The following is a 23,919-nucleotide window of genomic DNA, read 5'->3' as shown; positions in this document are numbered from 1 at the left end:
TTGGACAGGTTCCCGGGTTGGCCGGTCCGGTCGTGCGAGACTGCGCGGCATGGTGCTCGCGACCTCGGCGGAGCTGGCCGCGCCATTGATCGGACCCGCCCGGCGGCGACTCACCGCCGGGCGGGTGGCCGTCGGGCTCGCCGCGCTCGGTATCGGCTACCGGCTGGTTCTGCTGCTCGCCGAGGTGCCGCCCACCAACAGCGACGAGGCGGTCAGCGGCCTGGTGGCCCGGCACGTGGTGCAGGGACGCGAATTTCCGCTGTTCTTCTACGGCCAGTACTACATGGGCGCGCTGGAGTCCTACCTCGCCGCGCCGCTGTTCGCGGCCCTCGACTCGTCGATCCTGGCACTGCGGCTGCCCAACCTGCTGCTCTACGCCGCCTTCCTGGCACTGATGTGGCAGCTCACCCGCCGGCTCTACACCCCGTGGCTGGCGGCGGCCACCGTCGGCCTGCTCGCGCTCGGTTCCGACCGGATCCTGAAGAACCAGCTCATTGCGGGTGGCGGTTATCCGGAGATGAACCCGGCCGGTGCGCTGCTGGTCCTGCTGGCGGTGAACCTCGGGCTCGGCGTCGTACGCCGACGCGCGCTGGCGTACGCCGGCTTCGGGCTGGTCGCCGGACTCACCCTCTGGGACGACTGGCTGATCCTGCCGTACGTGGTCGCGGCGGGTGTGCTGCTGCTCGGCGTCGGATGGCGGGACCTGCCCGGCCGCCAGGGCCTCGCGCTCGGGACCGGGCTGCTGGTCGGACTGATCCCGATCGGGTGGCACAACCTGACCACCGCACCCGAGAACCGGTCGCTGGCCATCTACGACGTCCTGAACGGCGAGGTGGTGACCTCCTGGTACGACCGGTTCTCCGGCGGCGTCCTCTTCGGAGTGCCGATGGGCACCGGGCTCTGCCCGCCGGAGCGGTGCGCGTCCTGGCAACTGTGGTGGGGCCTCGCCTATCCGGTGCTGCTGGTCGCCGCCGTGCTGCTCGCCTCGTGCGCGCTGTTCCGGGCCACCGGCCGCCCGGAGCGGGTCCGGCAGGCGGGCCGGCTGACGCTGCTGGCCGGCGCCGGGGTGACCCTGTTCGCGTACGTCAGCAGCAGCGCCGCCGCGCTGACCCCGGTGGAGAGTGCCCGCTACCTCTCCTGCCTGCTGATCTCGACTCCGGCGCTGCTCTGGCCGCTGTGGTCGATGGCGACCCGGCGCCCGGTGCCGAATTGGCCGCCGGCGTCGGGCTGCCCCGGGACACCCGCGCGGGGCCCGGTGGCGGTTCGGCCTGGCAATGGCCGCGGGTTCCGACTGGTCGGGGCGGTGCCGTTGACGGTGCTCGCGGCCACCATGACCCTGGCCAGCATGTCGCTGATCGGCGCGAGCCCGGCCCTGGCCCGGGAGTCCGCCCAGCGCCGGGACCTGGTCGACGGGTTGGACCGGCTCGGCGTACGGCGGTTCTACGCCGAGTACTGGACCTGCAACAACATCATCTTCCTGACCCGGGAACGGATCGTCTGCGGGGTGATCCGGGACGACCTGCACGCGGGTTGGGACCGCTATCCGGCGTACCCGGCACTCGTCGCCGAGGCGTCCCGGCCGGCCTTCGTCCTTCCGGCCGGCACCGCGCTGAACGCGGCGGTCCGGTCCCACCTTGCCGGCACCGGGGTGGGGGTCACCGAGTCCAGCGTCGCCGGGTACGAGGTCTACCAGACTTCCGCCCCGGTCGACCTGCCGCTGCGCTGACAGGGCCGCGTCCAGGGCCCAACGCGGCGGCCGGCGGAGCTGACGGCTATCGTCGGCGACCGTGAAGGCATGGATTCCGCACCCCGAGGGTCGCGAGTTGCTCGGCGACATTCCCGAAGGCGTCACCGTGGAGGTCGCGCAGGCGCCGGACCAACTGCCCTCGGACCCGGCCGGAGTGCGCTTCTGGGTGCCGCCGTTCCTCGCTCAGGCGGCGGCGGTGCCGGTCGCGGCGAAACTGCCGGACCTGCGGGTGGTGCAACTGCTCTCCGCCGGCGCCGACACCTGGGCCGGACGGCTGCCCGACCGAGTCACCCTCTGCGACGCGCGTGGCGTGCACGACTCGTCGACCGCCGAATGGGTGGTCACGGCGACCCTGGCCCACCTGCGCTCGTTTCCGACCTTCGCCCGGGCCCAGGCCCGCCAGGAGTGGGCGTACGCCAGGGTTGCCCCCACCGACGAGTTGGCCGGCAAGCGGGTGCTGATCGTCGGCGCGGGTTCGATCGGGGCGGCCACCCGGGCCCGGCTGGCGCCGTTCGAGGTCGAGCTGACCATGGTCGCCCGGACGGCCCGCCCCGCCGAGCAGGTGTACGGCGTCGCCGACCTGCCGGAGCTGCTGCCGGCGGCCGACGTGGTGGTGCTGCTGGTGCCGCTCACCGAGCAGACCCGGGGTCTGGTCGACGCCCGGTTCCTCGCCGCGATGTCGGACGGGGCCCTGCTGGTCAACGCCGCCCGGGGACCGGTGGCCGACACCGAGGCCCTGGTCGCGGAGCTGTCCACCGGACGGATCTCCGCGGCGCTGGACGTCACCGAGCCGGAGCCGCTGCCGGCCGGCCACCCCCTCTGGGAGCTGCCCAACGTCCTGCTCACCCCGCACGTCGCCGGCTCGGTACGGGGGCTGCTGCCCCGCGCCTACCGCCTCGCCGGCCAGCAACTGCGCCGGTTTGCCGCCGGTGAGCCGCTGATCAACGAGGTACGCGACGGCTACTGACCGGCCGGGTCGGTGCGGTCCGGACTCCCGCCGTGCGCCTCGGCGGTCCGGCTCGGGTGGGAGTCGTCGAGCGACTGACCGCTCGCGGTGATCAGCGCCGGCAGGTCGACGGAACGGACCGCGGGCAGTGGTGTGGTCCGGCCGTCGCGGAGCCGGACCATCGCCTGGCCACGCGGGTTGGCGGCCAGCTCCAGGATGTCGGACCAGGGGATGCGGCGCTCTCCCAGGAGCGCCCGGATCCGCACGCCGCCGGTGTCGGCGTCGGTGCCGGCCCGCAGGCCCCACACCCCGATCGCCACCGGGACGAGCAGCAGCGGGGCGAGGTACCAGCGGGCGGTCGCGAGGGGGAGGGCGCCCAGGAACGCGATGACGGCGGCCACCGAGATCGCCTGGTTGTGCCGGAAGCGGAGCGTGCTGGTCTTGCTCACCCTGCGATTTTCGCACTTCGGCCCGGCAGGCCCGCAGGGGCCTCCGGCGGACCCGCGGTCCGGCCCGGCCGGCTCGGGGTGCGGGAGACTTGCCTGGGTGAGGGAAGATTCTCCTGAACGCACGAGTGGGAGATCCCCTACCAGTACGTAACCGCGCCCCCTTCCGATCGTTGGGGGTTGATAGGAATGGTTTGGCCCTTCATCCGGACCAGTCCCGCATTACGCCCCGTGCCCCCTCTGCGAAGGCATCCGCCATGTTCGTGGCGCACTCTGCGGATGGTCGAGCCCATCGCCGGCTCGCCACCCGGGTCAGTGAGAGCGGCGTTCCGCTGCTCGCCGTGGGTGTCCTGGCCCTCGGCCACTTCGGAGCGCTGTCTCCGTACGCCGCTGTCGCCCTTGCCGTGGGCGCGACCGCCGCGGTGGCCGCCACCCGGTTGGGACGCCTCGCCCTGCGGCTGCACCGCACCAACACCGGCTTCGGGCCGTGCCGGGGTGCCGGTTTCCTCGGGTTCGGGCTGATCGCGAGCTGCCTCGGTTCGCTCGCCATCTGGCTCGCCCCCTCCGACGCCCGCCCGATGGTGGCTCTCGGCGGCCTGTGCCTGGCCCTCGCCCTCTACCTGCTGGGCATGATGCTGCTGCCGGGCGCCGCGAGCACGGTGGGAGTGCGGCTGCGGCGCGGCTTCGACGGCCTGAGCCTGGGGATCAGCCTTGCCTTCTCGGCCTGGGTGATCCCGCCGGAAGGCGGGCTGCCGCCGCTCGGCCTGGCCGCCGCCCTGCTCGCCACCGGCGGCCTGCCGATCATCACGATCACCACCCTGCGCGCGTACGAGCACCGGCGGTCCGCCGCGCTCTGCGGAACCGGTGCCGGGCTGGCGGTCTTCGGGCACTCGCTGCTGGCCGTGCTCGTCGACTACGGCGCACCGGCCACCGCGTTGCCGGTGGTCGCCGTCGCGCTGGTCGCGGGCCCGGCGTTGATCGCCGCCGGCGCCCGCCGAGCCAACCCGGTGGCCCAGCCGACGACGATGAGCGAGCCGCAGGCGAACCTCAGCGCCTACCCGCTGCTCACGATTCCCGCGATCCTCGCGACGCTCTCCGCGCTGTACCACCTGGTCACCGTCGGCTCCTTCGACCACACCTCGATCCTGCTGGGGTTGGCGATCATTCCGACCCTGGTGGTCCGCGAGGTGCTCGTCATGCTCGACATCCGGCGGTTCGCCAGGCGGCTGGCCAACCAGGAGGCGCACTTCCGCTCCCTGGTGTCCGGGGCCAACGACCTGACCCTGGTCGTCGGCGAGGACCTGTTGATCAGTTGGCAGTCGCCGACGGCGGCGCGGCTGTTCGGGCTCTCCAACGCCGACGTCCTGGGCCGGGCCTTTCCCGAGCTGATGCATCCCGAAGACGCGGCGGACGTCACCCAGGTCCTCACCGACGTGCTCGCCGGGCGTGAGCCGACCGGCCGTCCGCAACTGGTCACCGCCCGGCTGCGGGACGGGCACGGTGCCTGGCGGGACACCGAGTCGACGATCAGCGACCAGCGGAACGTGCCCGAGGTGGCCGCGCTGGTGGTGCACGTCCGGGACGTCAGCGAACGGCAGCGGCTGGAACGGACCCTGCACGAACTCGCCTTCCGCGACCAGTTGACCGGGTTGGCCAACCGGCGGGAGCTGATGCGCACCATCGTCACCCATCGGGCGGTACCGGGCCACACGGGTGCGCTGCTCGTGATCGACCTGCACGGGATGTCGGACGTCAACGACGTGCACGGACGACAGATGGGTGACGCCGTACTGGCCGAGGCCGGGCGGCGGCTCCGGACCGGGGCCGGCACCGACGACGTGGTGGCCCGGCTGGGCGGCGACGAGTTCGCGGTGGTCACGGTGGACCGCCCGGTGCTCGCGTACGCGATGGGGACCCGGCTGCTGACGGCGTTGACCGAGCCGTACGAGGTGGTCGACGTGCTGGTGCAGTTGGGCGGCGCCAGCATCGGGCTGGCCGACCTGTCCGGCGGGGACAACGTCGACGACGTGCTGCGGCGCGCGGACCTGGCCCGGCTCCGGGCCCGGCAGCTCGGCCGCAACCGGGTCGAATGGTACGACGACGAGTTGGAGGAGCAGTTCACCCGCCGGCTCGATCTGGAGCGAGAACTGCCCGGCGCGGCACAGCGGGGTGAGCTGGACCTCGTCTACCAACCGGTCCTCGACCTCGCCACCGCGCAGCCGGTGGGCACCGAGGCGCTGCTGCGCTGGCGGAGTCCGGCGTTGGGCACGGTGCTGCCGAACGAACTGCTGCCGGTGGCCGAGGACCTGTCGCTGCTCGAGGAGCTGGGCCGCTGGGTGCTGGACGCCGCCTGTCGGCAGGTCTCGGCATGGTCGCAACGCCCCCGGCAACTGTGGATGTCGGTCAACATCTCGCCGAAGGAGCTGGCCGCGCCCGACTTCATCACTCTGGTGGGGATGGCGCTGGCCGAGCACAAGGTGGCCCCGGAACGGCTGGTGTTGGAGATCGGCGAGCCACGGGGCGGGGTCGACGTACCGGCGGTGATCACCCAGCTCGCCGCGCTGCGGGCGATGGGTGTGCGTACCGCGCTGGACGACTTCGGCAGCGGGCAGGCGTCCCTGGCCCAGCTCCGCCGGCTGCCGGTCGACTTCCTCAAGGTGGATCGGACGTTGGTGACCGAGGGCGGCAGCCGCAACGGCGAGAGCAAGCCGTTCATCGACGTGGTGGTCGGGCTGGGCAAACGGTTCGGCCTGGAGATCATCGCCGAGGGGCTGGAGTCCCCGGTTCACGTCGAGCAGGCCCGGTCGGCCGGCTGCCGGCTCGGCCAGGGGTACGCGCTGTCCCGGCCCGGCCCGGCGGAGCGGGTGGAGGCGTACCTGGAGGAGTTCCCAAGCCCGTCACGGTGAGCGACGGGCGGGGGAACAACGGAACCCGGTGACTCAGCCGGCGGAGAAGCCCGGCATCGGGTACGCGGCGAGCAGGTCCCGGACCTCGGCCGCGATCCGGTCGAGGGTCGGCTCGTCGTCCTTGATCGCTGCCGTGATCGCCTCGTCCATCCAGGCCGCGACCTGGGGCATCTGCTCCTCGGTCAGGCCACGGGTGGCCAGCGCGGCGGTGCCGAGCCGGATTCCCGACGGGTCGAACGGCTTGCGCGGGTCGTACGGCACGGTGTTGTAGTTCAGTTCGATGCCGGCCCGGTCCAGCGCCTGCGCCGCCGGCTTGCCGGCGATGCCCTTGCCGGTCAGGTCGGCGAGGATCAGGTGGTTGTCGGTGCCGCCCGAGGAGAGGGTGAAGCCCCGCTCGATCAGGGCCGAGGCCAGGGCCTTGGCGTTGGTCACGATCTGCTGGGCGTACCGCCGGAAGTCGGCCGTGCCCGCCTCGCGCAGTGCCACCGCGATGCCGGCGGTGGTGTGGTTGTGCGGGCCGCCCTGTAGGCCGGGGAAGACCGCCTTGTCGATGGCGCTGGCGTGCTCCGCGGTGGTCATGATCATGGCGCCGCGCGGGCCGCGCAGGGTCTTGTGCGTCGTGGTGGTGATCACGTCGGCGTGCCCCACCGGCGAGGGGTGGGCGCCGCCCGCGACCAGACCGGCGATGTGCGCGATGTCGGCCACCAGCACCGCACCGACCTCGCGGGCGATCTCGGCGAAGCCGGCGAAGTCGATGGTCCGGGGTACGGCCGTGCCTCCGCAGAAGATCACCTTGGGGCGTTCCCGGCGGGCCAGGTCGCGTACCTCGTCGAGGTCGATCCGGCCCGTCTCCGGCGAGACGCCGTAGCGGACCGGGTTGAACCACTTGCCGGTCGCCGACACCGACCAGCCGTGGGTGAGGTGCCCGCCCATCGGCAGCGCCATTCCCAGCACGGTGTCGCCGGGGGAGAGGAACGCCAGGTAGACGGCCAGGTTGGCCGGCGACCCCGAGTACGGCTGCACGTTGGCGTGCGCGACGCCGAAGAGTTCCCGGGCCCGGGTAACCGCGAGCGTCTCGATCGGGTCGATGTACTGCTGACCCTCGTAGTAGCGGCGGCCGGGGTAGCCCTCCGAGTACTTGTTGGTCAACACCGTGCCACTGGCCTCGAGCACCGCGGTCGAGACGTAGTTCTCGGAGGCGATCATCCGCAGCTTGTCGTGCTGCCGGCCCGCCTCGGCCTCGATCAACGCCCCCAACTCCGGGTCGGCGGCGGTCAGGCTGGGAATCGGTGGTACATGCACGATCGTCGTCCTCCTGGCTGGTCCACGCCTGCGGCCGATGCTATCGGTTGCCGCCGGACCGGCCGGCGCCGCCCGGTGGATCGGTCAGGGGTGCCGGGGCGGGGCGGTGCTGCCACGCGGGATGAGGTGGGCGGTGTCGTCCTGGTAGTCGCCCAGCGGCTTGCCGGCGATGGCGGCGAGCAGCCGACCGGCGGCGTGTGCCCCGTACGCCGGGATGTCCCGGCTGAGCGCGGTCAGCGACGGATGTACGAGTTGGCACAGCGGCGAGTCGTCCCAGGCGACGATGGAGACGTCGTTCGGCACACCGAGGCCCATCTCCTGGGCCACGGAGAGCCCGGCGATCGCCATCACGTCGTTGTCGTAGACGATCGCGGTCGGCCGGTCGGCGGAGCTGAGCAACCGACGGGTTGCCCGGGCGCCCTCCTCGCCGCTGTAGTCGGACGACACCGTGACCGTACGTTCCAGTCCGAGTTGCCGGCAGACGGTGCCGAACGCCTCGGTGCGGATCTCGGTGTGCAACAGGCCCGGCAGGCCGCCGACCCGGGCGATCCGTCGGTGTCCCAGCGCGACCAGGTATTCGACCGCCTCGGTCAGCGCCGCCGCGTCGTCGGACCAGACGTGGGCCAGCCCGCCGCTGTGCCCCGGTCCGCCGATCACCACGGCCGGCAGGTGCAGTTCCTCCAGCACCGGCACCCGGCGGTCGTCGAGCCGGAGGTCGCAGACGAAGACGCCGTCCACCCGCCGCTCGCCCCACCAGCGTCGGTAGACCGCGATCTCGGCCTCCGGATTCGCCACTACCTGGAGGGTCAGCGCGTACGACCGGGCGGAGAGTTCCGCCTCGACACCGCTGATCAGTTCCATGTAGAACGGCTCGATGCCGAGGATCCGGGCGGGTCGGCAGAGGGCTAGCCCGACCGCGTTCGCGCTGGCGCCGGAGAGCGCGCGGGCGGCGCTGTTGGGGTTGAAGCCGATCTCCTGAGCGATGGCGAGAATGCGTTGCCGGGTGGCGTCGGAGACGCCGGGCTGTCCGTTCAGGGCATACGACACGGCGCCCTTGGAAACGCCGGCCCGGCGGGCCACATCCGCGATTGTCGGCCGCTTCACCCGGTGCTCCTATCTGGGTCGACCCGATCACCGGTGGGCCGGTATCGGTGGCCCTTCGCCCGCTTCCTCCGGGTGCCCGGGCGAGCGGGGAGGCACGCGCCAGCCACCGGAGCAAACTTTTCCGGTTAAGCATACCGATTGGGAAATCTTGCCGGAACACCCGGGTAGGTCGATACGGCGCCGATGTAAAGCCGGATATCCGAGCTTGGGAGCGCTGTCGGCCGGATTGCTTGGATAGCGCTTTCTCGTCACCCTATCGGTCGCCGCAACCGAATTTGCGGCCATTGACAGGGCGGAGAGGCGCCCGTACCGTGACTTTACTTATCCGGTTCAGTCGACATCCCTCGATGTCTTGAGCCCGTCGTCCGGCCTCGCGAACTCGGCGGCGGCGCCCTCCACCTGGAGCAGGTGCGGTGAGGCCATGGCAGGTCGCGACTCGAGTGAGCTGAGGTGCCCGTGACGTCCTGGCAGAGCCTGCACGACGGTTGGTTCCTGACGGCGGTGGCCGGTCCGGAGATCCCGGACGCGCTCACGGCGGCCCGGGTTCCGGCCACGGTGCCGGGCTGCGTGCACACCGACCTGCTCGCCGCCGACCTGATCCCGGACCCGTACCTGGACGACAACGAACTCCGGTCGAGCTGGATCGGCCACACCGACTGGTGCTACGAGACCACCTTCGGATGGGCCGGTGACGACGGGGCGGACCGGGTCGAGCTGGTCTGTGCCGGCCTGGACACGGTCGCGACGATCACACTCAACGACGTCGAGATCGGTCGTACCGCCAACATGCACCGGGGATACCACTTCGACGTGGGCGACCTGCTGCGGGTCGGCGACAACGTGCTGCGGATCAGGTTCGACTCGGCCCACCGCTATGCCCAGGAGCAGCGGGACCGGCTCGGTGACCGGCCGAGCGCGTACTCCGATCCGTTCAACTTCATTCGCAAGATGGCCTGCAACTTCGGCTGGGACTGGGGCCCGTCGCTGGTCACCGCCGGAATCTGGCAGGAGATCGGACTGCGGACCTGGCGGACCGCGCGGCTCGCCGACATCCGTCCGCTGGTCACCGTGACCGACCGGGAGGGCCGGGTGGAGGTCCGGGTCGAGGTCGACCGGGCCGACGACGACGCCGGCGCCGAGCCGCTCACGGTCCGGGCCACGGTCGCCGGGGTGGCCGTCGAGACGGTCCTGCCGGCCGACCGGCGCGTCGCCGAACTGACCCTGACCGTCGCCGACCCCGAGCTGTGGTGGCCCCGGGGGTACGGCGAGCAGCCGCGCTACCCGCTGGACGTGACCCTGCACGCCGGAGAGCGGGAGCTGGACCGCTGGCAGCGACAGATCGGCTTCCGCTCCGTACGCCTGGACACCGCCCCCGACGAGTACGGCTCGGCCTTCACCATCGTCGTCAACGACCTGCCGGTCTTCGCCCGGGGCGTCAACTGGATCCCCGACGACTGCTTCCCGCACCGGGTCACCCGGGAGCGCTACGCGCAGCGGCTCACCCAGGCATGCGAGGCGAACGTCAACTTCCTGCGGGTCTGGGGTGGCGGGCGGTACGAGTCGGAGGACTTCTACGACCTCGCCGACGAACTCGGCCTGCTGGTCGGGCAGGACTTTCTCTTCTCCTGCGCCTCTTATCCGGAGGAGGAACCCTTCCGCGGCGAGGTCCGGGCGGAGGCGACCGAACAGGTCACCCGGCTGGCCAGCCATCCGAGCCTGGTGCTCTGGTTCGGCAACAACGAGAACATCTGGGGCTGGCACGACTGGGGCTGGCAGGAGCAGCTCGCCGGCCGCACCTGGGGCGCCGGCTACTACTTCGAGCTGCTGCCCGGGATCGTGGCCGACCTCGACCCGACCCGGCCGTACTGGCCGGGCAGCCCGTGGTCGGGGCGGCACGACGTGCACCCAAACGAACCCGGGTACGGCAGCATGCACATCTGGACGGTGTGGAACCAGCTCGACTACGTCCACTACCGCGACTACCTGCCCCGGTTCGTCGCCGAGTTCGGCTACCAGGGGCCGGCCGCGTACGCGACCATCCGGCGGGCGATCTCCGACGAGCGGCTGGTCGTGGACTCGCCCGCGATGGCACACCGGCAGAAGGCCGAGGGCGGTGACCTGAAACTGGCCCGAGGGCTGGCGGCGCACCTGCCGGCCCCGCGCGACTTCGACGACTGGCACTACCTGACCCAGGTCAACCAGGCCCGGGCCACCAGCCTGGGAATCGAGCACATGCGCTCGTACCGGCCGATCTGCATGGGCAGCGTGGTCTGGCAGCTCAACGACTGCTGGCCGGTCACCTCCTGGGCGGCGGTCGACGGCGACGGGCGGCGCAAACCCCTCTGGTACGCGCTGCGCCGGGCGTACGCCGACCGGCTGCTGACCATCCAGCCGAGAGACGACGGGCTGGCCCTGGTCGCGGTGAACGACGGCGGCGCCCCGTGGACCGGTCGGGTGGACCTGACCCGGCTGACCCTGACCGGTGAGCCCAGGGCCAAGACGTCGATCGAGTTGGCGGTGCCGCCGTACTCGTCGATGACCTGGCCGTTGCCGGCGGACGTCGGCGCCTCGGAGGAGCCGCGCCACGAGCTGCTGCTCGCCGATCCCGGTGGTGCCGGCGACCGGACCTTCTGGTTCTTCGCCGAGGACCACGAGCTGGCCTACCCGCCGGCCGGGTACGACGCCACGGTCGAGCCGCTGCCGGGCGGCGTGCGGGTCCGGGTGACCGCCCGGACGGTCCTGCGCGACCTGGTCCTCGCCCCGGATCGGCTCGATCCGGCGGCGGAGGTCGACGAGGCGCTGGTCACGTTGCTGCCGGGGGAGTCGACCACCTTCACCGTACGGTCCGCGCAGCGTCTCGATCCGGCGGCGCTCACCGCCCGTCCGGTGCTGCGTTGCGTCAACGACATGGTTCCGCAAGCTGATCCGCACCCCTGATCCCGGACATCCGCTCCCGGAAGGATCACCACCACCATGAAGCGCCGTGCCACCTTCGCGCTGGCTCTGGCCGGGCTGTTGCTCGCGGCCCAGCCGGCCCCGTCCTTCGCCGCCCCGCCCGAACAGAGCGGGCAGGCAAACCCGTCCGCCGGTTTCGTGGTCCGCAAGGGCGACCAGTTGCTGCTCGACGGCAAGAAGTTCCGGTTCGCCGGAACCAACAACTACTACCTGATGAACTAGTCGGAGGAGCGCGGGCAGGGTATCTGAGCTGCATCACCGTAGATCACCGTTCCTCTGTTGGGCGCATGGTGGGCACATCGCGCCGGAAAACGTCATCGATCGCTTGCCGGGAACGATCTTCGTCGTCCGCCCAAAGGTGCGCGTACACCCGAAGCGTCATCGCCGCATCCTTGTGGCCGAGCCGGGCCGCCACGACCTTGGGGTTGAGCCCGGCCCGGATCAGCAGACTGGCGTAGAAGTGGCGTAGGTCGTGCATCCCGACGTCCGGTAACCCAGCGGCGGCACGCGACGGGTTCCACACCTGATCGTTGAAGCTGTTCCGGTCGAGCGGGTTCCCGTCGGCGTCAGTGAAGACGAACCGAGCCATCCGGCGCACTGGCCGCATCCCGGTCGTGTCGAGCACTTCGACTTCCCGTGCCGGGAACTCGGCCAGGTGGGCACGCCACTTCTCCACCACGACCTCGGCCAACGGCACCGTGCGGTAGCTGTGCCGGTTCTTCGGTGCGCAGACGACCACGCCGCCACCGGTAGCCGGTTGCAGCTGCTGCCGGATCTGCACCACCCGCTCCGTGAAGTCGATGTGCTCCACCTCGATCCCGAACGACTCGCCCTGCCGCGGCCCTGCTCCGGCGACACCTTCCACCAGTGCCCGGTATCGCGGCGGTACGGCATCGGCCAGCGACTCGACCTGATCCAGGGTGAGCGGCGTGATCTGCTCGATCGGCAACTCCGGCAGCTTGATCGCACGCCGGCCGCACGGGTCGAACGGGATCACCCGGTTGCGGTACGCGTCGGCGAACACCGCCCGGACGATCGCGAACACCGGCCGGACCGTGCTCGCGGCCAGCGGCAGACCGGTTACGAATCCCTGTAGGTCCGTCTGTCCGATCGTCACCATCGGCCGGTCGCCGATCGCCGGGTAGATGTGCTGCTTGAGTTGCGACTTCACCCGCGCTTGCGTGTTCGGCCGGTGCGGTTGCGCGGTACGCCACAACTCGGCGCGCTCCCGGAACGTGACCTTCCCCGCCCGGGGGTCGATGTACGTGCCGATGCTGAGTTTGTGCTCGACCTCGGCACGGAACCGGTCGGCGTCGACCTTGCGGGCAAAGCCCTTCTTCCGCTGCACTCCGGCGGTGTCGCGCCACCGGCACACGTACGGCGTCTTCGTCCTGGTCGGATCCTTCTTAACCGTTGCCATCGTCGCCCCCGGCGGCCCGTGCTCGCGCTTCCTGCGCCTTCTTCAGTGCCCCGTAGATCGACACGAAGTCGCTTCCGGCGATCTTGCTGAAGTACGTATCCATGTTCTGATCGCCGATCGGCTGCCGACCCCGGATCCACTCCCGAGCGGTCATCGGGTCAACGACCTGTCCCTGTACCGGCTCGAACTCGGTCACGTCCGACTCGGTCGGTACGAGCACGTTGACCGGAGCGACGTCGAGCACGTACGCCAGCGCCAGGAACTCTTCAACGCTGACCGACGCCCGTCGACCGGTCTCCAGGTTGGCCACGATCGAGCGATCCCACGGGATACCCACCTTCACCATCTCGTCAGCAAGCTCCCGGGCGGACCAACCCCGACCCTGCCGGAGTGTCTTCACCCGCTCGGCGATCGCCCGGTGTGGGCGCCGTGTCTGTGACATGAAAGCACAGTACCGCGCCATGGTTGCACAGCACAAGACTTCACACTATGGTCATCTCGTCTCACACGGTTGCGCGTTAGGAGCACATTCGTGAGCGTCAGACGACCATCCCTTGCCACCACCACCGAAGTCGCCGAGTACATCCAGAAGCCGCCCCGGACGCTGGAGCAGTGGCGCTACCGTGGCGCCGGCCCGCGTTGGATCAAGCTCGCCAACCGTGAGGTTCGGTACCGCTGGACCGACGTAGAGAAGTGGCTCGACGACCAGTACGCGGCGGCTGCCTGAGATGGCCGGACAGAGCAACGCCGGGTCCGCAGCGAACGAACCCGGCGCCGAGACGGCCGACGAAGCCACGACCAGCGTACCGCCGGACACCGACTGGCGGGACCGGCTGGAACGCCAGCACACCGACTGGCAGCGGCGTACGACCGACCGGCAGCGGACCCGGACCGAGTTCGCCGTACGGCGTAACCACGGGCTCGCCGCCCGGCACGCCGCGAGGAGCCGAAGGTGACCGTGAAGACCTTCACCGCAGACGAGATGACGGAGTTGCTGGCGCTCGTGTTCTGGTCCGGTCGGCACGGGTTCGACGAAGACGTTGCCGAGATGCGGCACAGCTGGACCGTCCACGCCGACCCGCGCCAGACGTACGAACAGCGGGTTCAGCGTCGACTGCTTCAGATGGAGCAGTGCGCCGAGCGAAACCCTGCGGCGACGTGGCGTGGCCGGTATCCCGGTGGCCCGGTCGACTTCGAGACTGGCCGGCTCGCCCGACGACTGGAGCGTGCCGCGTGAGCGGGGTTGTTACGCAACCCCTGCGGAAATCCCGTAGGGGTGGGCGCCCGACCGTCTGGTCACTCGACTGCGACGTCTGCAAGCTCTCGATCCCGGACGGCGCGCCCGCGCTCTACGGCCAGCAGGAAGGTGGCACCGGTCCGCACCACGGGATGTCCGGCTGGTACACGGCCATCGTCCACCCCGACCCGTGCGGCACCGACTTCCTTCGCTCCTACCGCGACGCGTACAACTCGAGGCCTTGCCGGGGCTGCGCCCGACCGATGTGGGTCCGGCTTCGGTCTCGGCGGACCCATTGCTCGGCCGGGTGCCGGCAAGCTGACTACCGCCGCCGCCGAGACGCCGATGCGGCTGCTCTGGCTGATGGTCAGGTACTCAACCGGGCCGAGTTGTACTGGCGCACGCGGCCGGCCGGGGGTGTCGCGTGACCTTCAACCCCTACCCGCCCGGCGACCCGCTCCACGACGCGTACGGCCGGGGCGGACAGCTTCCGCCTCCGAAGGCGGAAGCTGTCGCGGACCGTTCCACCTCCGAAGGCGGAACGGTTGGTGCCGCTCTGCTCGACGAGTTGCGGGCCGCGCTGGTCCGTTACGTGATCCTGCCGACCGACCAGACGACCGACGCCGTCACGTGCTACATCGCCGCGACGTACGGCGTATCGGCGTGGGAGCACGCGACCCGGCTGATGATCCTGTCGCCGGAGAAACGGTGCGGGAAGAGCCGGCTGCTCGACATCATCGAAGCGACTTGCCACCGGCCGTTGATCACCGTCAACATCTCGCCGGCCGCGCTGGTCCGGTCGCTCGGCGACAAGCCGCCGACCCTGCTGCTCGACGAAGCAGACACGGTGTTCGGGAAGAAAGCCGCCGACAACAACGAAGACCTGCGCGGGATCCTGAACGCAGGGCACCAGCGCTCCCGTCCGTACATCCGGTGGGATGCAGCGGCACGCGCGTTGGAGAGCTGCCCGACGTTCTCCATGGCTGTGCTCGCGGGGATCGGCGACATGCCGGACACGATCATGGACCGGTCGGTGATCGCCCGGATGCGGCGCCGCGCCGCCCACGAGAAGGTCGCCCCGTACCGTCGCCGCCGGGACGAACCTGGGCTACGGGACATCGGGAACCGGGTCGGAGCGTGGGTCCGGGAGCACCTGGCCGAGCTCGCCGAAGCCGTGCCGGAGATGCCGGTAGAAGACCGGGCCGCGGACACCTGGGAACCGCTCGTGGCGATCGCGGATCTGGCCGGCGGGGACTGGCCGCGACGGATCCGGGCCGCGTGCGAATCGATGGTCGGCGAAGCTGACGCCGACGGGGCGGAAGCGACCCTTGCCCGCCGGCTGCTGGCCGATCTCCGGGACGTCTTCGGCGATGCGCAGAACCTCTACACCACGACGGTGCTGGACCGGTTGCACAAGATCGAAGACGGGCCCTGGGCGAACTACTTCGGCCGGCTGATCACGTCGAATGATCTTGCAAAGTTGCTCCGGGACTACCGGGTGAAGCCGGCGGACGTCCGGGAACCGGGTGGGGCGAATCGGAAGGGCTACCGCCGAGATGATCTCCACGATGCATGGAACAGGTACCTACCCCGCGACAGCCGCGACACGAGCGACTTGGCTGCTCAGTCCCGTCGCGGGGATGAATCGGACAGCGCGACAAGCCGCGACACCGCGACAGCCGCGACGCCCCTGACCTGCGAAGTCACGTCTGTCGCCCCTGTCGCGGGTGTGTGCCCTGTGTGTGGCTTCCCGGTCGATCCGGCGGCTGGCGACACCCACCCCGGGTGCGGCCCGTGAGCCGCACCGGGCCGCCGGACAGCAGACCGCCGCCACGGCCACCGACAACGCGACCCCGCCCGCAGTTCCCACGACCGAAGCCAGGAGGTACCCAGTGACCAGACCACGCGGATCCCGGGGACACGGACGCGGAAGGGGTGTCGGCAGTACCGATGCCCTCCACAGTGTGGACACCCCTCCGATGCCCGATCTGACGCGCGCCATCGACCTCGTGATCGGCTCGCTCGACGGCCACCCGCTGCTGCCCCGGATCGCCGCCGTCCGCCCCGTCGACGTCATCGGCGGACTCGTCGGCTTGGCGCTGATCCTCGGCGAACGGATCGCCGGACCCGACGGCCAAGACGCGTACCGGGCGTCGCTGCTCGACCTGCAAGCGCACGAACGACTCCGCGTGCTGTTCGCGGACCAACCCGAGGAGACAACCTCATGACCACCGAACCCGAGACGACCACCGAACCCGAGACCGACCCGGTACGCGACTTCACCCGGGCCCTGTTCGCCGGCGCCGACCGGGACGACGCCGAAACCCGGGCCCTGCTCGGTCTGGCCGATCCCCGCGAACCCGCCCAGGAACCCGACCGGAAACGCGCCCTCGTCGTACCCCGCGAGGGCAGCGTCGTCGAAAGCGGCGGTGGCAACCGGGAGTACCGCGAATGGGTCAACGACCTCTTCACCTTCTCCGGACAGATGCCGTGACCGCCGCCGTGATCGACGACGCCCGCCGGGCCGACGCCGTCAACCTGATCCGCGCCCTGTGCGGCCGCGCCGGAGACGAAGACGCCGTACTCGACGTCATCGAGCGCTACGCCCGACTGTTCGGCCCCGTCGAGACGGTACGAATCGTCGCCGCCGCCCTCGTCGTCACGTACGGCTCCTGCATGACCGCCCCGGTACCGCTCGACCCGCGGACCCCGATCCAGATCCCGATCCCCACCGAAGGAGCACCAACCCGATGAGCGCCACGCTGACCGCCCGCTCCGCCCTGTCTCTGCTCCGCCAACACTTCCGTAACCTCGGACTCGACCTACCCGCCGAGATGACCGCCGCCCTCGACGAACTCAGCGCCGCCAGCGACCACGTCACGCTGCACGCCAACCCGCGTGCTCTCGGTGCCGCGATCCTCGACGCCCTGACCGACGGCACCGACCCGGCCACCGACCCCGCCGTGCTCGCCGAACTCGCCCGACGGCAACTCACCGGACTCAGCGTCCTCATCGCCGACGCGATCGAAGAACGCCGCGCCGCGATCCTCCACACCTACGCGGCCGACATCCTCAACGCGCTCACTCCCGTCGTCGCCGCCGCAGACACGGCGCTCACCGACGCCCGCGAGAAGATCGGCGACCGGTTCGACCTGGCCGACACGACCATCGAACAGCTACGGCCCACCGAGATGACGCTCTGGGGCACCGCCCGGGAACACGCACACAGGGCACAACTCGCCGCCCAGTGCTGGCAGACCGTCGTACTCGCAACCGGACTCGTCGACCTACCCACGTACAAGCATCCGCTGATCCTCGCCGACCTCGACGCCGACCAGCTCGACGCGCTCGGCAACCGGCCCGCGGCCAACACACCGATCGCCGCCGGCCACCGGCTCGACCTGGCCACCCCGGACACGTTCCGGCAGCGATGCCAGCGCATCGACAAGGAACGGACGGAGCGAGCGGCCAAGCGCGAACGCGAGCAACGCGGCGGGCTACGCGCAGTGGCGTAGCAACACCAGGTGGGGGAGGAGATGCCAGACCCCCAGGGCCACTCCTCCCCCACCCCACCCCCGGCCGCACTCCCCCGGCATAGGCGAATCTCCCTCCGCACTTCTTTTTCCAAAGCGGCTAGCTGTCCCGTATCAACCTCTGCGCCCGCAGAATCGAGCAGATCCGGTGGCGAACACCGAAGTAGGGGCCGCGTACGTCAGCATTCTCCCTTCGCTGAAGGGGTTCACGAAGTCGCTGCAACGTGAGCTGAAGAAGGAACTGAACGCGGGCGCGATCGACAAGATGCTGTCGGACGCGTTCACGAACGCCCGGGTGCGGTTGCCGGTCGAGCCGGTTGTCGACGACGTCGGCCGGCTCGATCCGGTGGACGTGCCGGTGCGGGCGGACCGGTCGGCGCTGGACGATCTCCGTGACGACGTCGAGCGGATCGCGGAGCAGACGCGCGCGGTCGTCGCTGTGGGCCCGGACGGTACGACGTTCGGTCGGCTGCTCCGGGAGGAGGTCGACCGGGCTGACGACGGCGTACGCGCACGGGTCGGGACGGACGTCGACACGGGTGGGTTGCTGGCCCGGCTGAGCGAGTCCGTACGGGCCGCATCCCGGTCGGTGGTGGCTCGGGTACGGGTCGAGTTCGACCGGGAGCGGCTGGACGTCGACGTCCGGGATGCGATCGGCCGGATCCATGTCGACGCGGAGGGGCGGCAGCTCGGTAGCCGGCTCGCCGCCGGCGCTGGCGAATCGCTCCAGGGCGGCATCAGCTCGGCGCTGTCGAGCGTCGTCAACAACCCGGTCGTGTCGACGCTCGGGATCGGGCTCGGGGTCGGGATCGCTGGTGCGTTCGCTCCGGTCGCCGCCGCGACCATCGGGTCGGCGATCGGAGCCGCGATCATCGGCGGGACCGGGCTCGGGTTGATCGGCGCCGCAGCGTTGATCCTGAAGAACGAACCGGAGTTCGTCTCCGCCGCCGAGTCGCTGAAGGAGAAGTTCAGCAGCACCCTGCGGGATGCGGCCGAGCCGTTGCTGAAGCCGTTCGTCGCCGCCATGGGTGCGATCGAGCAACTGTTGACGGACATCGCCCCGGATCTGAAGTCGCTGTTCGCGGTGTTCGCTACCCCGGACGAGAACGGTACGACGGCGATCTCGGCGCTCACGGAAGCGCTGGCGGGCTTCGTGAAGGGTGCCCTGCCCGGGTTGACGGAGATGGCGAAAGCGGCCGTGCCGTTGTTGAAGGATCTGGCGTCGACGCTGCCCCGGCTCGGTCAGGACGTCGGCGACTTCTTCTCGCTCGTCTCCGAGGGCGGACCGGGTGCGTCGACGTTCCTGCGGGACCTGATCAACATCTCCGGACTGGCGTTGATCACGTTCGGCCAGTTCATCAGCTACGCCGGACAGGTGTACTCGGTGCTCCGGGCGACCGTCGACGACGCGCTCGAAGTCCTGCGGCAAGCGGTCGTCGGATGGGGGTACATCGTTGAGGACGTCGGCGACTTCTTCCAACACCTGGGCGCGATCATCGCCGCTGTCTGGCGGACGGTCCGGTACGACACCGGGGCGGTCGTCGACTTCTTCGCCGGCATCCCGCGTCGGATCCTGCGTGCGCTCGGCAACCTCGGTGACCTACTCCGCAACGCCGGTCGGTCGATCATCCAAGGGTTGATCAACGGCATCCGGGGCATGGTCCCGTCGCTGTCCGGGACGCTCGGCTGGATCACGAACATGATTCCGGATTGGAAGGGTCCGATGGACACCGACCGCCGGCTGTTGGAACCGTCCGGTACCGCGATCATGGGCGGACTGATCCGGGGCATCCACGGCGAACGCCGGGCCCTGGAGACCGAACTCGGGTCGGTCACGACGCTGATCAGCGGTACGCCGTTGACGTCGCCGGCCGCGGGCTTCGGCGCTTCGGCACCGGTCGCTCCGGCGCCGCGACTGACCGCCGAGTGGATCGGGAACGGTACCGATCCGCTCACCGTGGCGTTGAAGGAGAACATCCGCATCAGCTACGGCGGGGATCCGGTGTTCGCGCTCGGCTCGTGACCTCAGCCGAACGTACGAGGTGAACGCTCGGCACGCACAAACCGGCATAGCGGGACAGATGGCAGGGGTACGCAGAACGTGTGTACCCCTGCCGTTCGGCGAGATCATCCGCGACGGGGAGCGAGTTCAGAAGAGATCATCCGCGAGCGGCAACGAGATCACGTCTCGTCGGTGCGCTGCGTCGGTCGGTACTCCGCGATCCAACGTTCGACGTCCGCGCGATCCCAGACGCGCACCTTGCCGGACGCCACCGTGTCGATCGGCGCCGGGAACGTTTTCCGGTTCGTGATCTCGGTCGTCCTGGTCCGCGACACCCCGCCGAGCATCTCGGCGATGTCGGAGAGCGCGACCAGTCTCACGACCTTGACGGTATGAACGTGCAATGGGTGAACGTTGCCACTTCCAACCTTGACGGTGTGCACGTTGCAACTGAGTCTGGTGGGACGGGTCGTGCCGCTCTTGGCACGGAGTGCGGGGGCGGCACATCGGCCCCGGTCTGCCCCCGGCCGGATCACCCCGGAAGCTCTCCCATGGGAGAGGAGATCCGCCGGCCGGCGGGCGGACCCGGACGCGACGAAGGGTGTTCGCCGCCATGTTCAGTGAAGGTGACTTTCTCCAACCCGTACCCCGGGATCCCGGACCGGACCCGGTACCCGCCGACGTCGAGCGCGCCGAGATGCGCTCGATCCTTCGACGCCACACGGTGGTGAACGACCGGTGCCAGTCGTGCGGGAACCCGCCAGACCACACCGGCTACTGCTGGGCCGGCAGGGTGGCGTACGAGCGGCTACAGACCCCCTGGCCGAACTGACCACACGTTCCATCCGGAACACGTGCTGAGGGGACCTGAACCGCTCCCAAGGCGGTTCAGGTCCCCTCGATCACTTTCGGGACGTCCCGGATCTGATCAGGTCGACTCGACCCGTTCGGCTTCGGCCAGCACCCGGGCCGCGAACTGGCGGGCTTCGCTCGGGGTGAAGGACACCCACGCTTCCCGGGGCTCACCGAGCCCGGTCGGCCCTGCGACGACCAGGTGTACGCCCGGTCGCCCGTCGTCGCGGGTCTCGGCGTACACGCTCGCCACCCCGACCGTCACCCCACCAGCATCCTGGTGGATCTGCTCCCCGGCGGTTGCGAGCGTGTCGACGGGCTCGCTCATGCAGTCCATGCCGTCACAGGTCCGGTTCATCTCGCCGACACACCACGAGTGGACGCCGGCAACCGTCTCCGTCTCGGAGTCGGTTGGACCGGCACCGGTCCGGGCGACCGCCGACGCGATGGTGAGCTGTCCAGCGAGCCGAGCCGCGTGATCCGGGCTCAGTTCCCCGTCACCGGTCCCGACCGACACCGTGACCGCCGTTCGTTCGCCGGTTTCGAGGTCGTCGCACGTCGCCACCGCCACCGACGCGATGTAGTCACTGCCGTGGAAGATCTCCGGCAACCGCACCTCGTGCAGCCGGATCGCAGTCTCCTGCTCGATTTCCGCTTTCTGCCCGTGGTCGACACGGCAGAACTCGGGGCACGGCTTCGTCCGCGGGTCCGGGCGCCACCGCTTCGCCGACGCGGGCGGGCGAGACGGGTTCCGCCGACCCTTTCCGGCGCTCACCGCAGGTCCATTCCGGCCAGCGAGACGGCAACCCGGAGTTGACGGCTGAGCGACTGGGCCACGTCGAGCGGGTACCGGACGGACCGGGGGGCGATCCCGTCGAGCAGAGTGATCGCCGGCTCGCCGCCGACGTGCGGCTGCTCGATCTGTAGGGCGATCCGGTCAGTGACCCGGAAGAGCGTCGAGCGGTGGGTCCGGTCCGTGTCGTTGCGGTGGCACCAGCGCGGGTGTCCGCTGGGCAGCGGCACCTTGTTCGCGGCGATGAACGCGGCCACGTCGGCGTCCGACGGCGCAGTTACCGCTCCCGAAGCGGCAACCACTGGCGTAACGCCAGTGGTTGTCGTGTCGCCAATTGGCGACACGACGCCGGCCGGCTCGACCGGGGCGGAGAACGTGAAGACGCGTCCGCACGGCCACGTCGACACGTCGACCGGGGACGGATCCCGGTGCGGGGTGAAGCCGGCAACCTGAAGCGCCGAAACGATCTCCATGGCGTGCCGGTCGCATCCGTACGCCGCGCCGTCGAAGCTGCCGTGAGCGGCTGTCGCGGTCGGCGTGTAGATCTCGATCCTGGTCGTGCTGGGCTGCCCGCATCCGGGCAGGGTGGGTAGGTTACGCATTGGGTCAGGGCTCCGTCCTGATCAAGGGCCCGGCCGGTGCTTCGATCACCGCGTCCGGGTCCGTCCTATTGGGGAAACCGTGGGCACATGTTGGGCACGTGCCACTGTGAAGACGTGTGAGTTAGTGAGTAGTTCTCAGGGCTGTTTTCCCTGGTCAAGCGGGGTGCTGGAGGGTCATTTGCAGGTCACGGGCTTGCCGTGACTTCTTCCTGATGTACAAGTCCCGGACGATGGTCGACGACGTCTTCGCCGACGCCAAGGCCGCCGGGTTCACCGTGCTGCGGCACTGGGGCTTCCTCGACATCGGCAACGAAGACGGCACCGACTCGGTCGCCGGCAAGTCCGACGGCGTCTACTTCCAGTACTGGGACGGCGCGAGGCCGGCCTACAACGACGGGCCGGACGGCCTGGAACGGCTCGACTACGTCCTGTACGCCGCCCGGCAGGCCGGAATCAAGCTCGTCATCCCGCTGACGAACAACTGGCGGGACTTCGGCGGAATGGACCAGTACGTCCGCTGGCGGGGCGGGCAGTACCACGACGACTTCTACACCGACCCGGTGATCCGGGGCTGGTACAAGGACTGGATCTCGCACGTACTCAACCGGACCAACTCACTGACCGGGGTGCGGTACGCCGACGACCCGACGGTGATGACCTGGGAACTGGGCAACGAGCCGAGGTGCAAGGGCTCCGGCGTCTACCCGATGTCGCCGACCTGTACGCCCGAGGTGCTGACCGGCTGGGCCGACGAGATGACCCGGCACATCAAGTCGGTCGACCCCAGGCACCTGGCCAGCGTCGGTGACGAGGGTTTCTACTGCGACGACCCGGCAAGCTCGGACTGGACCGTCAACTGCGGCGAGGGGGTCGACAGCCTCGCGCTGACCCGGCTGCCGGCGGTGGACGTGGTGTCGTACCACCTCTATCCGGACCACTGGGGCAAGGACGCGGCCTGGGGCGTCGAATGGATCAAGCGGCACAACCGGGACGCCCGGCGGCTCGGCAAGCCCGTGATGCTCGGTGAGTTCGGCTACGTCGACAAGGCCACCCGGAACCCGGTCTACCAACAGTGGACGGACGCGTTCATCGGAACCGGCGGCACCGGGTTCCTCTACTGGATCCTCTCCGGGATCCAGGACGACGGCACGCTCTATCCGGACTACGACGGGTACACCGTCTACTGCCCGAGCCCGGTCTGCACGACGTTGAGCAATGCCGGCGACGAACTGACCCGGGGGCAGCGGTCCCGATCGCCGGTCGCCGACCACGACAACGCGGTGACCGAGTCGGGTACCCCGGTGACGCTGACCCCGGCCGGGAACGACATCGCGTACCGGACGACGGTGCGGGCGGCCAGCATCGATCTCGATCCGGCCACCGCCGGCCAGCAGCGCGGGGTCACCGTCCCGGGCGGCGGGTTCGCGCTCGACCCGGGTACGGGGGCGGTCGCCTTCACTCCGGCCGACGGCTTCCAGGGCCGGGCCGTCGCCCGGTACACCGTCCGCGACCAGGCAGGGCGTACGTCGAACGCGGCCGACCTGGCGGTGACGGTCAAGCCGGCGCCCGGTGATCCGATCCTGATCGCCTCCTGGGAGACCGGGCTCGAGGGCTGGGCACCGGGCAACTGGCAGCCCGACGCCGGCACGCTGGCACCGACCGCCGACTTCCACACCCACGGCTCGGCCGGGCTGCGGGTCGCCGCGACCGGTGGCGGCTGGTTCGGGGTGACCCTGCCGACCCCGGTGGACCTGTCGGCCAAGGCGACGCTCCGGTACGACCTGCGGACCGGGGCGGCGGCCGGCACCTCCAGCGCGATCGCGTTGCAGACCGGGCCGGAGTACGCGTGGTGCCAGTCCACCTTCGGCTGGGTGCCACAGGGCACCGAGACGACCGTGGTGGCCGACCTGCTCACCGAGATGTCCTGCGACGCGGCGGCGCTGGCAGACGTACGCGGGATCCTGATCTGGGTCAGCCCCGGTGACTTCGACCTGGACCACCTGCGCGCCGAGTGACGGTTGCCGGTTGACGTACGACGGGCCCCTGCCTATCCGGCGGGGGCCCGTACCTGTTC

The 23,919-nt window shown here is 70.3% G+C and carries 24 protein-coding genes; 16 read left to right on the top strand and 8 right to left on the bottom strand.

The annotated features are described in order from the left end of the window. Positions 1-49: 49 nt before the first annotated feature. Together ACFP2T_RS15420 and ACFP2T_RS15415 are read left to right on the top strand one after the other, a co-directional pair. Positions 50-1,726, top strand: coding sequence for a hypothetical protein (locus tag ACFP2T_RS15420; RefSeq protein ID WP_377421957.1), 1,677 nt, complete (start codon positions 50-52; stop codon positions 1,724-1,726). 61 nt (positions 1,727-1,787) lie between these two features. Beyond that, positions 1,788-2,714: a 2-hydroxyacid dehydrogenase gene (locus ACFP2T_RS15415; protein WP_377421955.1), complete on the top strand. Its 927-nt coding sequence runs from the start codon at positions 1,788-1,790 to the stop codon at positions 2,712-2,714. Here ACFP2T_RS15415 and ACFP2T_RS15410 read toward each other — a convergent pair. Then, complete coding sequence (locus ACFP2T_RS15410) at positions 2,708-3,142, bottom strand: PH domain-containing protein (protein WP_377421953.1); 435 nt, start codon at positions 3,140-3,142, stop codon at positions 2,708-2,710. The genes ACFP2T_RS15415 and ACFP2T_RS15410 overlap by 7 nt on opposite strands. Before the next feature lie 254 nt (positions 3,143-3,396). On the opposite strand from ACFP2T_RS15410, the gene ACFP2T_RS15405 reads away from it, so the two are divergent. After that, complete coding sequence (locus tag ACFP2T_RS15405) at positions 3,397-6,045, top strand: putative bifunctional diguanylate cyclase/phosphodiesterase (protein ID WP_377421951.1); 2,649 nt, start codon at positions 3,397-3,399, stop codon at positions 6,043-6,045. Positions 6,046-6,078: 33 nt separating this feature from the next. On the opposite strand, the gene ACFP2T_RS15400 is transcribed toward ACFP2T_RS15405, so the two are convergent. Together ACFP2T_RS15400 and ACFP2T_RS15395 are read right to left on the bottom strand one after the other, a co-directional pair. Beyond that, on the bottom strand, positions 6,079-7,347 hold the full coding sequence (locus ACFP2T_RS15400; RefSeq protein WP_377421949.1) for a serine hydroxymethyltransferase: 1,269 nt from the start codon (positions 7,345-7,347) through the stop codon (positions 6,079-6,081). 84 nt (positions 7,348-7,431) lie between these two features. Continuing rightward, positions 7,432-8,451, bottom strand: a complete 1,020-nt coding sequence (locus tag ACFP2T_RS15395; RefSeq protein WP_377421947.1) for a LacI family DNA-binding transcriptional regulator — start codon at positions 8,449-8,451, stop codon at positions 7,432-7,434. A gap of 456 nt (positions 8,452-8,907) precedes the next feature. Between ACFP2T_RS15395 and ACFP2T_RS15390 the strand changes: the two genes are divergently transcribed. Both ACFP2T_RS15390 and ACFP2T_RS15385 read left to right on the top strand, forming a co-directional pair. After that, positions 8,908-11,388 (top strand): glycoside hydrolase family 2 protein, encoded by a 2,481-nt coding sequence (locus ACFP2T_RS15390; protein ID WP_377422855.1) that lies wholly within the window; start codon positions 8,908-8,910, stop codon positions 11,386-11,388. 36 nt (positions 11,389-11,424) lie between these two features. Beyond that, positions 11,425-11,628 (top strand): hypothetical protein, encoded by a 204-nt coding sequence (locus ACFP2T_RS15385; RefSeq protein ID WP_377421945.1) that lies wholly within the window; start codon positions 11,425-11,427, stop codon positions 11,626-11,628. A 43-nt stretch (positions 11,629-11,671) separates the two neighbouring features. Here ACFP2T_RS15385 and ACFP2T_RS15380 read toward each other — a convergent pair whose 3' ends face one another. Then, complete coding sequence (locus ACFP2T_RS15380) at positions 11,672-12,826, bottom strand: tyrosine-type recombinase/integrase (protein ID WP_377421943.1); 1,155 nt, start codon at positions 12,824-12,826, stop codon at positions 11,672-11,674. Next, positions 12,813-13,268 (bottom strand): helix-turn-helix domain-containing protein, encoded by a 456-nt coding sequence (locus tag ACFP2T_RS15375; RefSeq protein WP_377421941.1) that lies wholly within the window; start codon positions 13,266-13,268, stop codon positions 12,813-12,815. Before ACFP2T_RS15375 ends, ACFP2T_RS15380 begins: the two co-directional genes overlap by 14 nt. Positions 13,269-13,358: 90 nt before the next feature. Here ACFP2T_RS15375 and ACFP2T_RS15370 point away from each other — a divergent pair, with 90 nt between their 5' ends. The 9 genes from ACFP2T_RS15370 to ACFP2T_RS15330 all read left to right on the top strand — a co-directional run bounded on the left by ACFP2T_RS15370 (position 13,359) and on the right by ACFP2T_RS15330 (position 19,619). Beyond that, entirely contained in the window at positions 13,359-13,553 is a 195-nt protein-coding gene (locus tag ACFP2T_RS15370) for a helix-turn-helix transcriptional regulator (RefSeq protein WP_377421939.1), read from the top strand. 1 nt (position 13,554) lies between these two features. Further along, positions 13,555-13,782 carry a hypothetical protein gene (locus ACFP2T_RS15365; protein ID WP_377421937.1) on the top strand — a complete coding sequence of 76 codons (228 nt, stop codon included), beginning with the start codon at positions 13,555-13,557 and terminating at the stop codon, positions 13,780-13,782. Next, entirely contained in the window at positions 13,779-14,063 is a 285-nt protein-coding gene (locus tag ACFP2T_RS15360) for a hypothetical protein (RefSeq protein WP_377421935.1), read from the top strand. Before ACFP2T_RS15365 ends, ACFP2T_RS15360 begins: the two co-directional genes overlap by 4 nt. Positions 14,064-14,487: 424 nt before the next feature. Beyond that, on the top strand, positions 14,488-15,861 hold the full coding sequence (locus ACFP2T_RS15355) for a DUF3631 domain-containing protein (RefSeq protein WP_377421933.1): 1,374 nt from the start codon (positions 14,488-14,490) through the stop codon (positions 15,859-15,861). Positions 15,862-16,042: 181 nt separating this feature from the next. After that, a complete protein-coding gene (locus ACFP2T_RS15350) occupies positions 16,043-16,291 on the top strand; it encodes a hypothetical protein (RefSeq protein ID WP_377421931.1) in 249 nt (82 codons plus the stop codon). Then, entirely contained in the window at positions 16,288-16,557 is a 270-nt protein-coding gene (locus tag ACFP2T_RS15345; protein WP_377421929.1) for a hypothetical protein, read from the top strand. Before ACFP2T_RS15350 ends, ACFP2T_RS15345 begins: the two co-directional genes overlap by 4 nt. Further along, complete coding sequence (locus tag ACFP2T_RS15340) at positions 16,554-16,817, top strand: hypothetical protein (RefSeq protein WP_377421927.1); 264 nt, start codon at positions 16,554-16,556, stop codon at positions 16,815-16,817. Before ACFP2T_RS15345 ends, ACFP2T_RS15340 begins: the two co-directional genes overlap by 4 nt. Then, positions 16,814-17,578, top strand: a complete 765-nt coding sequence (locus ACFP2T_RS15335) for a hypothetical protein (protein ID WP_377421925.1) — start codon at positions 16,814-16,816, stop codon at positions 17,576-17,578. The genes ACFP2T_RS15340 and ACFP2T_RS15335 overlap by 4 nt, the downstream gene beginning before the upstream one ends. 166 nt (positions 17,579-17,744) lie before the next feature. Further along, the gene (locus ACFP2T_RS15330) at positions 17,745-19,619 is read left to right on the top strand and encodes a phage tail protein (protein WP_377421923.1); all 1,875 of its coding nucleotides are present in this window, start codon (positions 17,745-17,747) and stop codon (positions 19,617-19,619) included. 158 nt (positions 19,620-19,777) lie between these two features. On the opposite strand, the gene ACFP2T_RS15325 is transcribed toward ACFP2T_RS15330, so the two are convergent. Then, positions 19,778-19,978, bottom strand: a complete 201-nt coding sequence (locus tag ACFP2T_RS15325) for a helix-turn-helix transcriptional regulator (protein WP_377421921.1) — start codon at positions 19,976-19,978, stop codon at positions 19,778-19,780. Positions 19,979-20,211: 233 nt separating this feature from the next. Between ACFP2T_RS15325 and ACFP2T_RS15320 the strand changes: the two genes are divergently transcribed. Continuing rightward, on the top strand, positions 20,212-20,430 hold the full coding sequence (locus ACFP2T_RS15320; RefSeq protein ID WP_377421919.1) for a hypothetical protein: 219 nt from the start codon (positions 20,212-20,214) through the stop codon (positions 20,428-20,430). A gap of 96 nt (positions 20,431-20,526) precedes the next feature. Here ACFP2T_RS15320 and ACFP2T_RS15315 read toward each other — a convergent pair whose 3' ends face one another. Beyond that, positions 20,527-21,225, bottom strand: coding sequence for a DUF6907 domain-containing protein (locus tag ACFP2T_RS15315; protein ID WP_377421917.1), 699 nt, complete (start codon positions 21,223-21,225; stop codon positions 20,527-20,529). Next, the gene (locus ACFP2T_RS15310) at positions 21,222-21,845 is read right to left on the bottom strand and encodes a hypothetical protein (protein ID WP_377421915.1); all 624 of its coding nucleotides are present in this window, start codon (positions 21,843-21,845) and stop codon (positions 21,222-21,224) included. The genes ACFP2T_RS15315 and ACFP2T_RS15310 overlap by 4 nt, the downstream gene beginning before the upstream one ends. A 212-nt stretch (positions 21,846-22,057) precedes the next feature. On the opposite strand from ACFP2T_RS15310, the gene ACFP2T_RS15305 reads away from it, so the two are divergent. After that, complete coding sequence (locus ACFP2T_RS15305; RefSeq protein ID WP_377421913.1) at positions 22,058-23,860, top strand: cellulase family glycosylhydrolase; 1,803 nt, start codon at positions 22,058-22,060, stop codon at positions 23,858-23,860. Positions 23,861-23,919: the final 59 nt, after the last annotated feature.

Source organism: Plantactinospora solaniradicis (assembly GCF_042658085.1).
Classification (GTDB): domain Bacteria; phylum Actinomycetota; class Actinomycetes; order Mycobacteriales; family Micromonosporaceae; genus Plantactinospora; species Plantactinospora solaniradicis.
This window is presented reverse-complemented; position numbering and strand designations above follow the sequence as displayed.

What these genes read in the sequence shown, in the direction of transcription:
- ACFP2T_RS15375 (WP_377421941.1), bottom strand. Translation starts at nt 13,268, where the DNA reads ATGTCACAGACACGGCGCCCACACCGGGCGATCGCCGAGCGGGTGAAG.
- ACFP2T_RS15335 (WP_377421925.1), top strand. Translation starts at nt 16,814, where the DNA reads ATGAGCGCCACGCTGACCGCCCGCTCCGCCCTGTCTCTGCTCCGCCAA.
- ACFP2T_RS15365 (WP_377421937.1), top strand. Translation starts at nt 13,555, where the DNA reads ATGGCCGGACAGAGCAACGCCGGGTCCGCAGCGAACGAACCCGGCGCC.
- ACFP2T_RS15350 (WP_377421931.1), top strand. Translation starts at nt 16,043, where the DNA reads ATGCCCGATCTGACGCGCGCCATCGACCTCGTGATCGGCTCGCTCGAC.
- ACFP2T_RS15310 (WP_377421915.1), bottom strand. Translation starts at nt 21,845, where the DNA reads ATGCGTAACCTACCCACCCTGCCCGGATGCGGGCAGCCCAGCACGACC.
- ACFP2T_RS15380 (WP_377421943.1), bottom strand. Translation starts at nt 12,826, where the DNA reads ATGGCAACGGTTAAGAAGGATCCGACCAGGACGAAGACGCCGTACGTG.
- ACFP2T_RS15305 (WP_377421913.1), top strand. Translation starts at nt 22,058, where the DNA reads ATGTACAAGTCCCGGACGATGGTCGACGACGTCTTCGCCGACGCCAAG.
- ACFP2T_RS15385 (WP_377421945.1), top strand. Translation starts at nt 11,425, where the DNA reads ATGAAGCGCCGTGCCACCTTCGCGCTGGCTCTGGCCGGGCTGTTGCTC.
- ACFP2T_RS15320 (WP_377421919.1), top strand. Translation starts at nt 20,212, where the DNA reads ATGTTCAGTGAAGGTGACTTTCTCCAACCCGTACCCCGGGATCCCGGA.
- ACFP2T_RS15420 (WP_377421957.1), top strand. Translation starts at nt 50, where the DNA reads ATGGTGCTCGCGACCTCGGCGGAGCTGGCCGCGCCATTGATCGGACCC.
- ACFP2T_RS15405 (WP_377421951.1), top strand. Translation starts at nt 3,397, where the DNA reads ATGTTCGTGGCGCACTCTGCGGATGGTCGAGCCCATCGCCGGCTCGCC.
- ACFP2T_RS15345 (WP_377421929.1), top strand. Translation starts at nt 16,288, where the DNA reads ATGACCACCGAACCCGAGACGACCACCGAACCCGAGACCGACCCGGTA.